Here is a 15,153-nt window from a genome sequence, read left to right on the forward strand (position 1 = left end):
AGGTCATGGGCGCGCTGAACGCGGGCGGCTTCTCGGACATCGGGCTCGTGACGGACGCCGGCGGGCCAGGGATGGGGGCGGGTCAGGAGGCGGGGGATGCCGCCAGCGAGGGCTGAGGCCCGGCCATGACCCGCGGCTCCTACATCTCCGCCGGCGCGCACGCCGTGCTGATCGCCTGGGTGCTCTGGGGCGGGGCCTTCGAGCCCGAGCCGCTGCCCACGGTGGTCACGCCGGTCACGGCGGTCAGCGGCACGGAGTATGCCGCGCTTGTGGCGCGCACCACGCCGCAGGCGCAGGCCGAGGCCGCCGAGGCGCCTGACGCGCCCGCCGCCGAGGCCGCGCCCGAGCTGCCCGAGCCGGAGGCCCGGCCGGAGCCCCGGCCCGAGCCGGAGCCCGTTCCCGAGCCGGAGCCTGCCCCCGTTCCGGAGCCGGAACCCGAGCCCGAGGTGGCGCCTCCGCCTCCGCCGGTCGAGGCTCCGCCACCCGAGCCCGTTCCCGAGCCGGAACCCACGCCCGCGCCGCCCGCGCCGGAGACGCCCGCCGCGCCGCCGCCCTCGGCGGCCGTGACGGCGGCCCTGCGGCCGAGTCCGCGCCCTGCGCCGCGCGTCGCCCCCGAGGCCGCGCCGCCCCCCCCGCCCGAGGCGGAGGTCGCGCCCGAGGTCCGGGAGGAGGTCCAGCCGGAGCCCGCCCCGGAGGTCGCGGAGGTCGAGGAGCCCGAGGCCGCCGCGGCCCCCGAGGAGGCCGCGCCGGAGATCGTGACCGAGGCCGAGGAGCCCTCGGGCGCGGTCGAGGTCGCCTCGCGGCCCCGCACCCGGCCGAGCCGGCCCGCGCCCGTCGAGGAGGAGCCCGAAGCGGAGGAGCCCGAAGCGGAGGCGGAGGTGGCTGCCTCGGAGGAGCCGGCCGAGGACGCCGAAGTGGAGGAGCCCGCCGAGGAGGTCGAGGTCGCGTCGTCGGGGCAGGTCGAGGAGCCGGCCGCCGAGGAGGAGGAGGCGATCGCCTCGTCGGACGGGGCGGCGGACAGCGAGGCGGCGGTGGCCGACGCGCTGGCGGCGGCGCTGGCGGAGTCGGCGAGCGCCGCCCCGGCGGGCGAGCCCTTGACCTCCTCGGAGCTGGCGGACTTCCGGCGGGCGATCTCGGGGTGCTGGAACGTGTCGGCGTCGGCCGTGGTGACGGTGGCCTTCGAGATGAGCCAGGACCGCAAGGTGGCGGGCGAGGTGCGGCTGGTGTCGAGCAGCGGCGGGGACGACGCGGCGGTGCAGTCGGCCTTCGGGGCGGCGCGGCGCGCGATCCTGCGCTGCCAGTCCGAGGGCTACCCGCTGCCCGCCGACAAGTTCGACACCTGGCGCGAGGTCGAGATCACCTTCGATCCGTCGTCGATGGCCTTGCGGTGAGGCGCCCGCTGGTGTCATTCCGCCCCGCAATCCCTGCGCGGCCCGACCTGACGGACCCGCGATGCCCCGCCCCCGAGACGAGGACCCGTTCATGAACCGAATCATCCTGGCGCTCTGGGCGGCCCTGCTGGCCGCCTTCGCCCTGGCCCATCCCGTGCATTCGCAGGGGGGGCCGCTGTCCATCACCATTACGGAAGGGGTGATCGAGCCGATCCCCTTCGCCATTCCCGCCTTCACGGTGGAGACCGGCGGGGCCGAGGGGATGGCCGCGCAGGTCGCGCAGGTGGTGGCGGCGGACCTGACGGGGACGGGGCTGTTCCGGGAGATCCCGGCCTCGGCCTTCATCAACCCGAGCCTGCCCTTCGGCACCCAGCCCACCTTCACCGACTGGACGGCGATCAACGCGCAGGCGCTCATCAGCGGCGCGGTGGCCGTGTCGGGGAACAATCTGACGGTGAAGTTCCGGCTTTACGACGTGTTCTCGGGGGCGGAGCTGGGCGAGGGGCTCCAGTTCGCGGGGACGGTGCAGGGCTGGCGGCGGATGGGGCACAAGGTCGCCGACGCGGTGTATGCGCGCATCACCGGCGAGGGGGGCTACTTCGACAGCCGCGTGGTCTTCGTGTCGGAGTCGGGGCCGAAGGACGCGCGGGCCAAGCGGCTGGCGATCATGGACTACGATGGGGCGAACGTGCAGTTCCTCACCCAGTCGGGGCTGCTGTTCGCGCCGCGATTCTCGCCCGACGGGAGCCGGGTGCTCTATACCTCCTACGAGTCGGGGGTGCCGGCGATCTACCTTCTCGACGTGGCGTCGGTGAGCCAGAGCCGCATCCCGACCGAGGCGGGGGAGATGACCTTCTCGCCGCGGTTCAGCCCGGACGGGACGCGGGTGATCTACTCGCTGACCAACGGCGGCAACACCGACATCTTCCTCGCCGGCCTGGGCGGGGGGGCGACGCGGCTGACCTCGGCCCCGTCGATCGAGACCGCGCCCTCGTTCAGCCCGGACGGGAGCCGGATCGTGTTCGAGTCGGACCGTTCGGGGACGCAGCAGCTTTATGTCATGGGCGCGGGGGGCGGGGAGCCCACGCGGATCTCGTTCGGGGACGGGCGGTATTCGACGCCGGTGTGGTCGCCGCGCGGCGACCTCATCGCCTTCACCAAGCAGGGCGGCGGGCGGTTCTACATCGGCGTGATGCGGCCCGACGGGTCGGAGGAGCGGCTGCTCACGTCGAGCTTCCTCGACGAGGGGCCGACCTGGGCGCCGAACGGGCGGGTGCTGATGTTCACGCGCGAGACGCAGGGCGCGTCGGGCGCGCCGGCGGTGTATTCGGTGGACGTGTCCGGGCGGAACCTTCGCCAGGTGCCGACGGGCGGCATGGCCTCGGACCCGAGCTGGGGGCCGCTGCTGCCGTGAACGGGCGCGCGGCCGACGGGACTGCGCCCTTTCCAAGCGGGGCGCGGCGCGGGTAGAAGCAGGGAAAAGGGGAACGGTGTCATGACGAGATGGATGGTGGCGGCGCTGCTGGTGGCTTCGGTCTCCCTGGGCGCCTGCACGCGGCCCGACCGCTTCGGCGGCGCGGGGGCCGGCGCGGGCGGCGTCGGCGGGGCCGGGGGCCTGGGCGGCGCGGGCAGCCTGGGGGGCGCGGGCCTGCCGGGCGTGGGCACCGGAGCCCTGCCGGGGAGCGCGGGCGATCCGGCCTCGCCGGCCTATTTCAGCCAGGCGGTGGGCGACCGGGTGTTCTTCGCGGTGGACCAGTCCACGCTGTCGGGGCCGGCGATCCAGACGCTCGACGGGCAGGCGCAGTGGCTGCTGACGAATGCCTCGTATCTCGCGGTGATCGAGGGGCACGCGGACGAGCAGGGGACGCGGGAATACAACGTCGCGCTGGGCGCGCGCCGCGCCAACGCCGTGCGGGAGTACCTGATCTCGCGCGGGGTGCCGGCCGACCGGCTGCGGACGATCTCCTACGGGAAGGAGCGGCCCGTCGCCGTCTGCTCGGACGAGGGCTGCTATTCGCAGAACCGCCGGGCGGTCACGGTCATCTCGGCCGCCGGCCTGAGCTGATGCGGCGCGCGCTCCTCCTCCTTTGCGTGGCGTGGCCGGGAGTCTGGCCGGCCCTGGCCTGGGGGCAGGCCGACCCGGCCGCGCTGTCGGACATCCGGGGGCAGATCGCCACGCTGGCCCAGGAGATCCAGGGGCTGCGGGGGGAGCTGACGGCCTCCGGGCAGCTCACGCAGGGGGTGGCGGGGAACACGCCCCTGGAGCGGCTGAACGCCATCGAGGCGGAGCTGCAACGGCTGACGTCGAGGACCGAGGAACTGGAGTTCCGCATCAACCGCGTCGTGACGGACGGGACGAACCGGCTGGGCGACCTCCAGTTCCGCGTCTGCGAGCTGGAGGAGGGTTGCGACGTGTCGCAACTGGGCGACACGCCGGCGCTGGGCGGGACGGAGGGCACGACGGTCGTGCCGGCCGAGCCCGTCGCCCCCGTGGACCCCGGCCCGGCGCTGGCCGTCAACGAGGGCGCGGACTTCGAGCGGGCGGAGGGGGCGCTCGCCTCGGGTGACTTTCAGGGCGCCGCGGACCTCTTTGCGGCCTTCGTCGCGGCCTATCCGGGCAGCCCGCTGATGCCGCGCGCCCATCTGGGGCGCGGGGCGGCGCTGGACGGCCTGGGCGATGCGTCGAACGCGGCGCGGGCCTATCTGGACAGCTTCTCCAGCGACCCGAGCGGGGCGTTCGCGGCGGACGCGCTGCTGGGGCTGGGGCGGAACCTGGGGACGCTCGGGCAGGTGCCGGACGCCTGCGTGACGCTGGCCGAGATCGGGACGCGGTTCCCGGCCTCGGCGCTGGTGGGGCAGGCGCAGGCGGAGGCGCGGGCGCTGGGCTGCCCGTGACGGCGGACCTCGCGACGCCCGAGGCGGCGCTGGCCGCCGGGCTGGCGGCGCGGCCGGGCGGGGACGGTCCCCTGGGCGTGGCGGTGTCGGGCGGGGGGGACAGCCTCGCCCTTCTCCTTCTGACGGTGGACTGGGCGCGCGAGCGCGGCGTCGCCCTGCGCGCCGCCACCGTGGATCATGGGTTGCGGGCCGGGTCGGCGGCGGAGGCCGAGGGCGTGGCGCGGCTCTGCGCCGGGCTGGGCCTGGGGCATGACGTGCTGCGCTGGGCCGGCTGGGACGGGCGCGGGAACCTTCAGGACCGGGCGCGGACGGCGCGGCGGGGGCTCCTGTCGGCCTGGGCCGAAGGGGCGGGCGTCGGCCATGTGCTGCTGGGGCACACGCGGGACGATCAGGCCGAGACGCTCCTGCTGCGGCTGGGGCGCGGGTCGGGGGTGGACGGGCTGGCGGGAATGCGCGGCTGGTCGGGCGGCGATCCCGTGTGGTGGGGGCGGCCGCTGCTGGGGGTGACGCGCGAGGCGCTGCGGGAGTGGCTGCGCGGACGCGGGGCGGCGTGGGTCGAGGACCCGTCGAACGCCGATCCGCGGTTCGGGCGGGCGCGGGCGCGGGCGATGGGCGAGGCGCTGGCGGGGCTGGGGCTGACGCGCGAGCGGCTGGCGCGGACGGCCGGGCACATGGCGCGGGCGCAGGCGAGCCTGCGGGCGATGGCGGCCGGGGTCGCGGCGCGGGAGGCGCGCGAGGAGGGGGCGGACCTGCTCCTGCCCTTGGGGCTGCTGGCGCGGATCGGGGAGGAGGACACGGCCGGGCGGCTGCTGGCCGACGGGCTGGCCTGGGTCGGGGGGCGGTCCTACCGGCCCCGCCACGAGGCGCTGGTGCGGATCGCGGGGGGGCTGGTCGCGGGGCGGCCGGCGACGCTGGGCGGGTGCCGGCTGCGGCCCGAGGGGGCGTGGCTGCGGATCGCGCGGGAGGCGCGGGCCCTTGCCGAGCCGGTGGAGGCCGTGGGGCCGGCGACGCGCTGGGACGGGCGGTGGATCCTGCGCGGGCCGGGGCGCGCGGGGCTTTGGGTCGGGGCGCTGGGCGAGGCAGGGCTCGGGGCCTGCCCGGGCTGGGAGGCCACGGGGCTGCCGCGCGGGGCGCTGCTGGCGAGCCCGGCCGTCCGGGACGGCGGGCGGCTGGTCGCCGCGCCGCTGGCGGGCCGGGGGCAGGGCTGGACCGCCGCGCGGGAGCCGGCGTTCGCGGGATTCATCGCCAGATAGGGCCTCTCGGCCGATTGTCGCGGTCCTTGCGACATTCCGTCCGCGCAATTCTGCTTCCAGGGGCGGGCTCGGGGTGGCTTTCACGTTGAACCTGCGCCCCGAGCCCTTATCTTCATCCGGTATAGCGCGGACGTAGCCCGCCCGCGCACTGGGGGAGTCCGCTCTTGGGCAACGCGCGCAACATCGCTTTCTGGGTCGTCCTGTTCCTTCTGGTCCTGGCGCTCTTCAACCTGTTCAGCGGCGGCCAGACCACCATGTCCGCGAACGGCCGGTCCTATTCGGACTTCGTGGCGGCGGTGCAGTCCGGCCAGGTGGCGCAGGCCACCATCGACGGCGAGGAGGTGCGCTATCGCGGCGCCGACGGGCGCGACTACACCACCGTCCTGCCGCCCGACGCCGAGGTGACGAACCTGCTGATCGATTCGGGCGTGCCGGTGTCGGCGCGGTCGCAGGAGCAGTCGGGCTTCACCGCCTTCCTCCTGTCGCTGCTGCCGTTCCTGCTGCTGATCGGCGTGTGGATCTACTTCATGAACCGGATGCAGGGCGGCGGGCGCGGCGGGGCCATGGGCTTCGGCAAGTCGCGGGCGAAGCTTCTGACCGAGAAGCACGGGCGCGTGACCTTCGACGACGTGGCCGGCATCGACGAGGCCAAGGAGGAGCTGGAGGAGATCGTCGAGTTCCTGCGGAATCCGCAGAAGTTCTCGCGGCTCGGCGGCAAGATCCCCAAGGGGGCGCTGCTGGTCGGTCCTCCGGGCACCGGCAAGACGCTGCTGGCCCGCGCCATCGCGGGCGAGGCGGGGGTGCCGTTCTTCACCATCTCGGGGTCGGACTTCGTGGAGATGTTCGTGGGCGTCGGCGCGAGCCGCGTGCGCGACATGTTCGAGCAGGCGAAGAAGAACGCGCCCTGCATCGTGTTCATCGACGAGATCGACGCGGTGGGCCGGTCGCGTGGCGTGGGCTACGGCGGCGGCAACGACGAGCGGGAGCAGACGCTGAACCAGCTCCTGGTCGAGATGGACGGCTTCGAGGCGAACGAGGGCATCATCATCGTCGCGGCGACCAACCGGCCGGACGTGCTGGACCCCGCGCTGCTGCGGCCGGGCCGGTTCGACCGGCAGGTGCAGGTGCCGAACCCCGACATCAAGGGCCGCGAGAAGATCCTGGGCGTCCATGCCCGCAAGGTGCCGCTGGGGCCGGACGTGGACCTGCGGATCATCGCGCGCGGCACGCCGGGCTTCTCGGGCGCGGACCTCGCCAACCTGGTCAACGAGGCGGCGCTCACGGCGGCGCGCGTCGGACGGCGGTTCGTGACGATGATCGACTTCGAGTCCGCGAAGGACAAGGTGATGATGGGCGCGGAGCGGCGGTCCATGGTCATGTCCGAGGACGAGAAGCGGCTGACCGCCTTCCACGAGGCCGGGCACGCGATCGTGGGGCTCAACGTCCCGCAGCACGATCCGATCCACAAGGCGACGATCATCCCGCGCGGCCGGGCGCTGGGCCTCGTGCTGTCGCTGCCCGAGCGGGACCAGCTCTCGGTGAGCTACACGAAGTATCGGTCGAAGATCGCGATGGCGATGGGAGGGCGCGTGGCGGAGGAGCTGGTCTTCGGGCCGGAGCAGGTGACGTCCGGCGCGACGAGCGACATCCAGCAGGTGACCAAGATCGCCCGCGCGATGGTGACGCAGTTCGGCATGAGCGAGCGGATCGGCTACATCGACTACGCCAACGAGCAGCAGAGCTACCTTGGGGCCTATGGCGGCGGCACCAATCATTCCGCCGAGACGCAGAAGGCCATCGACGAGGAGGTTCGCCGCCTGATCGACGAGGGCTACAGCGAGGCCAAGCGCATCCTGACCGAGAAGCGCGACGACTTGGATCGGCTGGCGAACGGCCTGCTGGAATACGAGACGCTGACCGGATCGGAGATCACCCGCGTCATCGCCGGGGAGCCGCTGAACCGGGGCGACGACGCCTCCATGCCGCCGCCGCCCTCGGGCGGGGCCTCGATCACGGCGATTCCCAAGACGCCGCGCCCGCGCGCCCCGCGCGGGGAGCCCGAGCCCGAGCCCATGGCCTGACGGCGTGACCGATCCCCACACCGACTGGGACCCCGGGACCTATCGACGGTTCCGGGGTCTTCGGCTGCGGCCCGCGCTGGACCTGCTTCTCCAGGTCGGCGAGCCGCCGGAGGGTTGCGTGGTGGACCTGGGCTGCGGCGACGGCGCGGTGGCCGCGCCGCTGCGGGCGCGGTTCCCGGGGCGGCGCATCGTCGGCGTCGATTCCTCGCCCGCCATGCTGGGGCACGCCCACGGCTACGACGCCACGCGGCTGTCGGACATCGGCCACTGGGAGCCCGAGGAGCCCCCGGCGGTGATCTTCTCGAACGCGGCGCTGCACTGGGTGCCGCACCACGACGCGCTGCTGCCCCGGCTGGCGGGGTTCCTGCGGCCCGGCGGCGTGCTGGCGGTGCAGATGCCGCGCCAGTTCGACGCGCCGTCGCACCGGCTCCTGCGCGACCTGGGGCACGAGATGTTCCCCGACCGCTTCCACTTCGACGGCTGGGTGGCCCCGGTCGCGCCCCCGGCGGCCTACCTGCGGCTCCTCGCGCCCCTGGGCGATGTGGACCTGTGGGAGACGGAGTATCTCCAGGCGCTGGAGCCGGTGGTCGAGGGGCATCCGGTGCGGGCCTTCACGCAATCGACCGCGATGCTGCCCTTCGCCGCCCGGCTGGGCGAGGGGGAGCTCCAGGACTTCGTGGCGGCCTACGACGATGCGCTGGCCTATGCCTATCCGGCGGAGGCGGACGGGACCGTGCTGTTCCCGTTCCGCCGGCTGTTCCTGCTGCTGGCGCGGGACGACGGCTAGAGGATGAGGTCGTCGGCCAGGAGGTCGGCGACGCCGCGCACCTCGACCTGGAACTCGGCCCGGCGGTCGCCGTCGAGGTCGAGCAGCAGGAGGGCGCGGTCGGCGCGGGCGTCGACGCGCGCCTCGCCGCCCGCGCCGGAGAAGGCGCCCTCGCCCAGGAACGCCACGTCGAGGGCGGACAGGTCGATGCGGTCCGTGTCGTTCAGGGCCAGGATCACGTCGCGGTTGCCGCCCCGGCCGGATTCGTCGGCGCGGGCGTAGACGAAGGTGTCGGCCCCTGCGCCGCCGCGCAGGAGGTCCGCCGCCGGGCCGCCCCGGAGGCGGTCGTCGCCCGCGCCCCCGGACAGGCTGTCCGCGCCGCGCCCGCCCGAGAGGTCGTCCGCGCCGCCGCCGCCGTCGATGCGGTCCGCGCCGCTGCCGCCCGAGATGCGGTTGTCGGCGGCGTTCCCGGCGAGGCGGTCGTCGAAGCGGCTGCCCCGCGCGTCCTCGATCACCGAGAAGTCGCCGAGCCAGACCTGTCCCCGCGCGAGGAGCGAGGAGGCGCGCGCGCCGATGCTGCTCCAGCTTCCGTCGTCGAGCGACAGCCGCACGCCCCGGGCGGCGTCGCCCGCGTCGATGGTGTCATGGCCGCCGCCGTCCCAGATCAGCTTGTCCTCGCCGAGGTCGTAGGTGTCGTCGCCGCGCCGCCGCCGGGCGGGGCCGTAGATGCTCTGGAGCGCGATGGCGTCGAAGAGCATCAGGTCCTTGGGATCGGTGCTCCAGTCGTAGGACATGACGGTGTTGGCGTGGCGGTCCTCGGCTTCGGGGAGCTGGCGGTCGCCTTCGTGGGGGTGCTTGAGGCCGAGGGTGTGGCCGAGCTCGTGCAGGATGACGGCGAGGCTGTCCACGCCGTCGCGCACGTCGAGCCAGAGCTCGCCGATGGCGAGGCTGGCGGGGTCGCCCGGGCGCGTGAAGGGGTAGTTGGCGAGGCCGGCGGTGTCGCCGCCCATGTCGTAGGAGCCGACGAGAAGGGGGGGAGCGGCGGATTGGGCGGTCTCGACGAAGCGGACGTTGGCGACGGCGGAGATCAGGTCCATCGCCTCGCGGACCAGGGTGCGGGCCCCGGCGTCGAGCGGACGGAAGCTGCTCCAGGGATCGCCGAGGATGGCCGAGATCGTGTCCGGCATCCGGGTCATGAAGGCGTAGGTGACGGTCGCGCGCGCGCCGTCCTGGGCGTTGGCGAAGGAACGCCATGCGCCGGTCGAATGCTCCGACCGCAGCGCATCCACGAAATAAGCCGCCATGCCGTTCCCCCGTCCTCGTCCCGACGGCGGCGATTGTGGCAGGGCCGGGCGGGGCCTGCAAACCGGAAGGGGGCGGAGCCGGTCACGCCGCCGTGACGAGGGTTGAGGGCGGCGGCGGCGCCTGTCATCAGGACGGCGAACGGAGGTCCCGCCCATGCCCGCCCTGATCCCGACCGACCATTACGGCACCATCGCCTGGCTGGGGCGCGTGGCGCGGCCCGTGGGGCGCGACCTGCTCATCCACGGGGAGGCGCTGGAGGAGATGGCGCTGACCTTCGCGGGGTTCGCCGGCGAGGTCCATGCGGGGCTGACGCGGCCCGCCTGCTCGCGCGTGACGGCGCAGTATCCGAAGGGGACGGAGATCCGGAACACCCGGCAGGTGAGCCTCGTGTCGGCGGAGGAGTTGGCGGGGATCGCGGCCGAGCTGGGGCTGGAGGCGGTGGACCCGGCGTGGCTGGGGGCCTCGGTGGTCGTCGCGGGGCTGCCGGACTTCACGCATCTGCCGCCCTCCAGCCGGTTGCAGGCCGAGGGCGGGGCGACGCTGGTCGTGGACATGGAGAACCTGCCCTGCATCGAGCCGGCCAAGACCATCGAGCAGGCGCGGCCGGGGCATGGCAAGGCCTTCAAGGCGGCGGCCAAGGGGCGGCGGGGGGTGACGGCCTGGGTCGAGGCCGAGGGGACGCTGCGGCTGGGGATGCGGGTGCGGCTCCATGTGCCGGCGCAGCGGCCCTGGGCGCCGGGGGCGTGACCGGGTTTCCGATGGGAAACGCAGGAGCCGGGGGGCTGACGATTCGGGCGGGAATCGCGTCGCAATCGCCGTTCTGGCGGGGGCGGGCCTCGGCTAGGACGGCGGGCGAGGGCCCGGAGGGACGGGGAGCGACGTGAGCCACAGGACCGACATCGAGATCGCCCGCGCGGCGCGCAAGCGGCCGATCCAGGAGATCGGCGCGCGGCTGGGCATCCCGGCCGAGGACCTGATCCCCTACGGCCACGACAAGGCCAAGGTGGGGCAGGGCTTCATCGCGTCGCTGCGGGACCGGCCGGACGGCAAGCTGATCCTGGTGACGGCGATCAACCCGACCCCGGCGGGCGAGGGGAAGACGACGACGACCGTGGGCCTGGGCGACGGGCTGAACCGGATCGGCAAGCGCGCGGTGGTCTGCATCCGCGAGGCGTCGCTGGGGCCGAACTTCGGGATGAAGGGCGGGGCGGCGGGGGGCGGGATGGCGCAGGTGGTGCCGATGGAGGACATGAACCTCCACTTCACCGGCGACTTCCACGCGATCACGGCGGCGCACAACCTGCTGTCGGCGATGATCGACAACCACATCCATTGGGGCAACGCGCTGGACATCGACCAGCGGCGGGTGGTGTGGCGGCGGGTCATGGACATGAACGACCGGGCGCTGCGCGACGTGGTGGTGAGCCTGGGCGGCGTGGCGAACGGGTTCCCCCGGCAGACGGGGTTCGACATCACCGTGGCGTCGGAGGTCATGGCGATCCTGTGCCTCGCGCGCGACCTGGGCGACCTTGAGGCGCGGCTGGGCGAGATCGTCGTGGCCTACCGGCGGGACCGGACGCCGGTGCGCTGCCGCGACCTGAAGGCCGACGGGGCGATGGCGGTGCTGCTGCGGGACGCGATGCAGCCGAACCTCGTGCAGACCTTGGAGAACACCCCGGCCTTCGTGCATGGCGGGCCCTTCGCCAACATCGCCCATGGCTGCAACAGCGTGATCGCGACGACGACGGCGCTGAAGCTGGGCGAGTACGTCGTGACCGAGGCCGGGTTCGGCGCGGACCTGGGGGCCGAGAAGTTCTTCGACATCAAGTGCCGCAAGGCGGGGCTGACCCCGGCGGCGGCCGTGATCGTGGCGACGGTGCGGGCGCTGAAGATGAACGGCGGGGTGGCGCGGGCCGACCTCGGGGCCGAGGACGTAGAGGCGGTGCGGCGGGGCTGCCCGAACCTCGGGCGGCACGTCGCCAACGTGAAGGGGTTCGGCGTGCCGGTGGTTGTGGCGATCAACCACTTCGCCGGCGACACCGAGGCCGAGATCGAGGCGGTGCGCGCCTATGCCGCCGAGCAGGGGGCCGAGGCGATCCTGTGCCGCCACTGGGCCGAGGGATCGGCGGGGATCGAGGACCTTGCGCGGAAGGTGGTGGAGCTGGCGGAGGGCGGGGGCGGCAACTTCGCGCCGCTGTATCCCGACGCGATGCCGCTGATGGAGAAGATCGAGACCATCGCGCGGCGCATCTACCACGCGGGCGAGGTGGTGGCGGACAAGGCGGTGCGCGAGCAGCTTCGCGCCTGGGAGGCGGAGGGGCACGGGCACCTGCCGGTCTGCATGGCCAAGACGCCGTATTCGTTTTCCACCGACCCGGGCCTGCGGGGCGCGCCCACCGGTCATGTCGTGCCGGTGCGCGAGGTGCGGCTGTCGGCGGGGGCGGGCTTCGTGGTGGCGATCTGCGGGGAGATCATGACGATGCCGGGCCTGCCGCGCGTGCCGGCGGCCGAGACGATCCGGCTGAACGCCGCCGGGCAGATCGAGGGGCTGTTCTGATGACGCGACCCGAGGAATGCGGGAGCATGGCCGAGATCCGGGCCGAGATCGACCGGGTGGACCGGGAGCTGGTGGCGCTGTTCGCGGAGCGGACGGCCTACATCGACCGCGCGGCGCGCATCAAGGGACCGCTCAAGCTGCCGGCGCGGATCGTGCCGCGCGTGGAGGAGGTGGTGGAGAACGTCCGGCGCGAGGCCGACGTGCATGGGCTGCCGCCGGACCTCATCGAGAAGCTGTGGCGTCGCCTGATCGACTGGTCGATCGCGCGCGAGGAGGGGGTCCTGGGCCCCGAATGGGGAGAGGAGCCGAAGTGAGGGCGCAGGCGGTGGAGACGGCGCGGGTCATCGACGGGCGGGCCTTCGCGGCGCGGATTCGCGCGAAGGTGGCCGAACACGTGGCGCGGCTGACGGCGGAGCACGGGATCGTGCCGGGGCTCGCGGTGGTGCTGGTGGGCGAGGACCCGGCCTCGGCCGTCTATGTGCGGTCGAAGGGCAGGCAGTGCCGGGAGGCGGGGATGAACTCCTACGAGCATCGCCTGCCCGCCGAGACCTCGGAGGCGGAGCTGCTGGCGCTGGTCGGGCGGCTGAACGCCGATCCGGCGGTGCATGGCATTCTCGTGCAGTTGCCGCTGCCCCGGCACCTGAACAGCGACCTCGTCATCAACGCCATCGACCCGGCCAAGGACGTAGACGGGTTCCACGTGTCGAACGTGGGGCTGCTGGGGACCGGGCAGAAGGCGATGGTGCCCTGCACGCCGCTGGGCTGCCTGCTGCTGCTGCGCGACCTGCACGGGTCACTGGCCGGGCTGGACGCGGTGGTGATCGGGCGGTCGAACATCGTGGGCAAGCCGATGTCGCAGCTCCTGCTGGGCGACAGCGCGACGGTGACGGTCGCCCACAGCAAGACGCGCGACCTGGCCGACGTGGTGCGCCGCGCCGACATCGTGGTGGCGGCGGTGGGGCGGCCCGAGATGGTCAAGGGCGACTGGATCAAGCCGGGCGCGACGGTGATCGACGTGGGCATCAACCGTGTCGCCGGGCCGAACGGCAAGGATGTCCTCGTGGGGGACGTGGATTATGAGGACGTCGCGAAGGTCGCGGGCGCGATCACGCCGGTGCCGGGCGGGGTGGGGCCGATGACCATCGCCTGCCTGCTCGCCAACACGGTGACGGCCTGCTGCCGGGCGAAGGGCCTGCCGGAGCCGGAGGGGCTGGCGGCGTAGGGCGGGCTGAAACCCGCCCTCCTGCTTCACGCCGCCTCGCGTTCCAGCGAGTCGATCCGGGCATAGGTTACCTCCATACCGTCGGTCATGCCGGTGGCGATCATTGCCTCCATGGCCTCGGGCGAGTCCACGCGCATGACCACGGTGAGGAGCGTGCCGTCGCCGTCCGGGGCGAAGGTCGTCTCGATGTGGTTGTCGGGCGTGGGGTCGGGCAGGTGCATCCGCTCGACATGGACGATGCGGCCGGGCTGGCCGTCGCGGGGCGGCTCCACCACCTCGTAGGTGCCGGTGACGTGGAAGCCGGCGCCCTCGTCGTTGGCCCATTCCCAGCGGAGGTCCCCGCCGGGCCGGGCGTCGTTGATGCAGACGGGCATCCGCCATCCCTCGAACCCGTAGCACCAGCGCTGGATGAGCTCGGGTTCGACATGGGCCGCGAACACGCGCTCGGGCGGAGCCTTGAAGCGGCGCGTGATGGTGAGGGTGGTGGGGGAGGTCCGTTCGACGGTCAGGCTCATGGCGTGTCTCCTGAAGGGGGTATCTCGGCGAGGAGGTCGTCCAGGCGGGCGTAGCTGCGCTCCAAGCTGGCGCGCAGGTCGGAGAGCCAGGCGTCGAGCGGCGCGAGGCCCTGGGGGGCGAGGCGGCAAGGGCGTCGCGTGCCCTCGCGGCCTCGGGTGATGAGGCCCGCCCGTTCCAGCACCTTGAGGTGGTGGGACACGGCGGGCTGGCTCATGTCGAAGGGGGCCGCCAGTTCCATGACCGTCGCCTCGCCCCGCGCGAGCCGCGCGAGGATGGCGCGGCGGGTCGGGTCGGCGAGGGCGAGGAGCGCGTGGTCGAGGGGGGACATGGCAACTCCTGTCATAGGTCATCATATATATAAACGTCGATCTATGCAATGGCGTCGCAAAGGGCGTATTTGGGCCAAGTTGATGAGGCTTGCTCATCAACTTGGCCCAAATACGCATTCGACCTCTGACGTCGGTGTGTCGGGGTCAGGCCTCGCGCGACAGCCGGCGCGCGGGTGGCAAGGGAACGGCGAGGGCGCGGGGGCCGGTCAGCACCGCGAGGGCTTGGCCGCCGAAAAGGCCGCGTAGCACCGGCTCCCGCGCGTCGAGTCCGCCGGTGTAGGTGCCGTAGGCGGGCATCACGAGGCGGCGGCTGTCCAGCAGGAAGCAGGGGCAACGCTCGCCGAAGCCGGGCAGGCCGTGTTTCGGGTGGTAGTGGCCCGAGACCTCGCCGGGGGCGGCGTCGGCCTCCGCGATGTGGCGGAAGGTCAGGCCGCCGACGGTCAGGCTTTCGCGGCCCTCGCCGCCATGGGCGTTCAGCCCGGCGTCGTGGTTGCCCTCGATCCAGACCCAGCGTCGGCCGTCCTGGAGCGCGAGGAGGCGGGCGCGGTCCTCGGGGTCGAGAGCCTCGCTTGCCGCTAGGTCGTCGAAGGAGTCGCCCAGGGCCACGACGCAGGCGGGCTTGGCTGTGGCGATGTCCTGCGACAGGCGGTCGAGCGTGGCGCGCGTCTCGTAGGGGGGCAGCAGGAGGCCGCGCCGCCGCGCCATCCGCTCGGACTTGGCCATGTGGAGGTCGGACACGCAGAGGAGCTCGTGCTTGGGCAGGAGCAGCGCGCCCGAGGGGAGCGCGAGGCCATGGGTGCCGTTCAGCGTGAAGGAGAAGGCGGTGCCGTTCATGGCC

At 73.6% G+C, this 15,153-nt stretch carries 15 protein-coding genes and 1 pseudogene; 12 read left to right on the top strand and 4 right to left on the bottom strand.

Translation table 11 applies throughout. The features are described from left to right. The 8 genes and pseudogenes from J2Z33_RS18520 to J2Z33_RS14680 all read left to right on the top strand — a co-directional run. Nucleotides 1-116 (top strand): annotated as a pseudogene (locus J2Z33_RS18520) (protein TolR); the annotation flags it as partial. A gap of 9 nt (nt 117-125) precedes the next feature. Continuing rightward, complete coding sequence (locus J2Z33_RS14650) at nt 126-1,391, top strand: hypothetical protein (protein ID WP_209842388.1); 1,266 nt, start codon at nt 126-128, stop codon at nt 1,389-1,391. Nucleotides 1,392-1,482: 91 nt separating this feature from the next. Further along, complete coding sequence (tolB, locus tag J2Z33_RS14655) at nt 1,483-2,805, top strand: Tol-Pal system beta propeller repeat protein TolB (protein WP_209842390.1); 1,323 nt, start codon at nt 1,483-1,485, stop codon at nt 2,803-2,805. A gap of 81 nt (nt 2,806-2,886) precedes the next feature. Beyond that, a complete protein-coding gene (gene pal / locus J2Z33_RS14660; RefSeq protein ID WP_209842392.1) occupies nt 2,887-3,456 on the top strand; it encodes a peptidoglycan-associated lipoprotein Pal in 570 nt (189 codons plus the stop codon). Next, complete coding sequence (locus tag J2Z33_RS14665) at nt 3,456-4,286, top strand: tetratricopeptide repeat protein (protein ID WP_209842394.1); 831 nt, start codon at nt 3,456-3,458, stop codon at nt 4,284-4,286. The genes pal and J2Z33_RS14665 overlap by 1 nt, the downstream gene beginning before the upstream one ends. Then, nucleotides 4,283-5,539 (top strand): tRNA lysidine(34) synthetase TilS, encoded by a 1,257-nt coding sequence (gene tilS / locus J2Z33_RS14670; protein WP_342454204.1) that lies wholly within the window; start codon nt 4,283-4,285, stop codon nt 5,537-5,539. The genes J2Z33_RS14665 and tilS overlap by 4 nt, the downstream gene beginning before the upstream one ends. Nucleotides 5,540-5,703: 164 nt before the next feature. Then, a complete protein-coding gene (ftsH, locus tag J2Z33_RS14675; RefSeq protein WP_209842396.1) occupies nt 5,704-7,620 on the top strand; it encodes an ATP-dependent zinc metalloprotease FtsH in 1,917 nt (638 codons plus the stop codon). 4 nt (nt 7,621-7,624) lie between these two features. Beyond that, entirely contained in the window at nt 7,625-8,407 is a 783-nt protein-coding gene (locus J2Z33_RS14680) for a methyltransferase domain-containing protein (RefSeq protein WP_209842398.1), read from the top strand. Here J2Z33_RS14680 and J2Z33_RS14685 read toward each other — a convergent pair. Continuing rightward, a complete protein-coding gene (locus J2Z33_RS14685) occupies nt 8,404-9,690 on the bottom strand; it encodes a M10 family metallopeptidase (protein WP_209842400.1) in 1,287 nt (428 codons plus the stop codon). The genes J2Z33_RS14680 and J2Z33_RS14685 overlap by 4 nt on opposite strands. Nucleotides 9,691-9,844: 154 nt before the next feature. Between J2Z33_RS14685 and J2Z33_RS14690 the strand changes: the two genes are divergently transcribed. The 4 genes from J2Z33_RS14690 to folD all read left to right on the top strand — a co-directional run bounded on the left by J2Z33_RS14690 (nt 9,845) and on the right by folD (nt 13,470). After that, entirely contained in the window at nt 9,845-10,438 is a 594-nt protein-coding gene (locus J2Z33_RS14690; RefSeq protein WP_209842401.1) for an MOSC domain-containing protein, read from the top strand. Nucleotides 10,439-10,571: 133 nt separating this feature from the next. Beyond that, the gene (locus J2Z33_RS14695) at nt 10,572-12,248 is read left to right on the top strand and encodes a formate--tetrahydrofolate ligase (RefSeq protein WP_209842403.1); all 1,677 of its coding nucleotides are present in this window, start codon (nt 10,572-10,574) and stop codon (nt 12,246-12,248) included. Beyond that, nucleotides 12,248-12,562: a chorismate mutase gene (locus J2Z33_RS14700; RefSeq protein WP_209842405.1), complete on the top strand. Its 315-nt coding sequence runs from the start codon at nt 12,248-12,250 to the stop codon at nt 12,560-12,562. Before J2Z33_RS14695 ends, J2Z33_RS14700 begins: the two co-directional genes overlap by 1 nt. Continuing rightward, entirely contained in the window at nt 12,559-13,470 is a 912-nt protein-coding gene (gene folD / locus J2Z33_RS14705; RefSeq protein WP_377110262.1) for a bifunctional methylenetetrahydrofolate dehydrogenase/methenyltetrahydrofolate cyclohydrolase FolD, read from the top strand. Before J2Z33_RS14700 ends, folD begins: the two co-directional genes overlap by 4 nt. 26 nt (nt 13,471-13,496) lie before the next feature. On the opposite strand, the gene J2Z33_RS14710 is transcribed toward folD, so the two are convergent. The 3 genes from J2Z33_RS14710 to pdeM form a co-directional block, all read right to left on the bottom strand. Continuing rightward, nucleotides 13,497-13,985 carry an SRPBCC domain-containing protein gene (locus J2Z33_RS14710; protein ID WP_209842409.1) on the bottom strand — a complete coding sequence of 163 codons (489 nt, stop codon included), beginning with the start codon at nt 13,983-13,985 and terminating at the stop codon, nt 13,497-13,499. Continuing rightward, nucleotides 13,982-14,314, bottom strand: a complete 333-nt coding sequence (locus J2Z33_RS14715) for an ArsR/SmtB family transcription factor (RefSeq protein ID WP_245218891.1) — start codon at nt 14,312-14,314, stop codon at nt 13,982-13,984. The genes J2Z33_RS14710 and J2Z33_RS14715 overlap by 4 nt, the downstream gene beginning before the upstream one ends. Nucleotides 14,315-14,459: 145 nt before the next feature. Further along, a complete protein-coding gene (gene pdeM / locus J2Z33_RS14720) occupies nt 14,460-15,149 on the bottom strand; it encodes a ligase-associated DNA damage response endonuclease PdeM (RefSeq protein WP_209842413.1) in 690 nt (229 codons plus the stop codon). Nucleotides 15,150-15,153 lie beyond the last annotated feature (4 nt).

It is taken from the genome of Rubellimicrobium aerolatum (assembly GCF_017872975.1).
In the GTDB taxonomy this organism is placed as follows: Bacteria; Pseudomonadota; Alphaproteobacteria; order Rhodobacterales; family Rhodobacteraceae; genus Rubellimicrobium; species Rubellimicrobium aerolatum.

Coding starts and splice junctions, on each gene's coding strand:
- J2Z33_RS14650 (WP_209842388.1), top strand. CDS start 126: ATGACCCGCGGCTCCTACATCTCCGCCGGCGCGCACGCCGTGCTGATC.
- tolB (WP_209842390.1), top strand. CDS start 1,483: ATGAACCGAATCATCCTGGCGCTCTGGGCGGCCCTGCTGGCCGCCTTC.
- pal (WP_209842392.1), top strand. CDS start 2,887: ATGACGAGATGGATGGTGGCGGCGCTGCTGGTGGCTTCGGTCTCCCTG.
- J2Z33_RS14665 (WP_209842394.1), top strand. CDS start 3,456: ATGCGGCGCGCGCTCCTCCTCCTTTGCGTGGCGTGGCCGGGAGTCTGG.
- J2Z33_RS14685 (WP_209842400.1), bottom strand. CDS start 9,690: ATGGCGGCTTATTTCGTGGATGCGCTGCGGTCGGAGCATTCGACCGGC.
- J2Z33_RS14690 (WP_209842401.1), top strand. CDS start 9,845: ATGCCCGCCCTGATCCCGACCGACCATTACGGCACCATCGCCTGGCTG.
- J2Z33_RS14700 (WP_209842405.1), top strand. CDS start 12,248: ATGACGCGACCCGAGGAATGCGGGAGCATGGCCGAGATCCGGGCCGAG.
- J2Z33_RS14710 (WP_209842409.1), bottom strand. CDS start 13,985: ATGAGCCTGACCGTCGAACGGACCTCCCCCACCACCCTCACCATCACG.
- J2Z33_RS14715 (WP_245218891.1), bottom strand. CDS start 14,314: ATGTCCCCCCTCGACCACGCGCTCCTCGCCCTCGCCGACCCGACCCGC.
- pdeM (WP_209842413.1), bottom strand. CDS start 15,149: ATGAACGGCACCGCCTTCTCCTTCACGCTGAACGGCACCCATGGCCTC.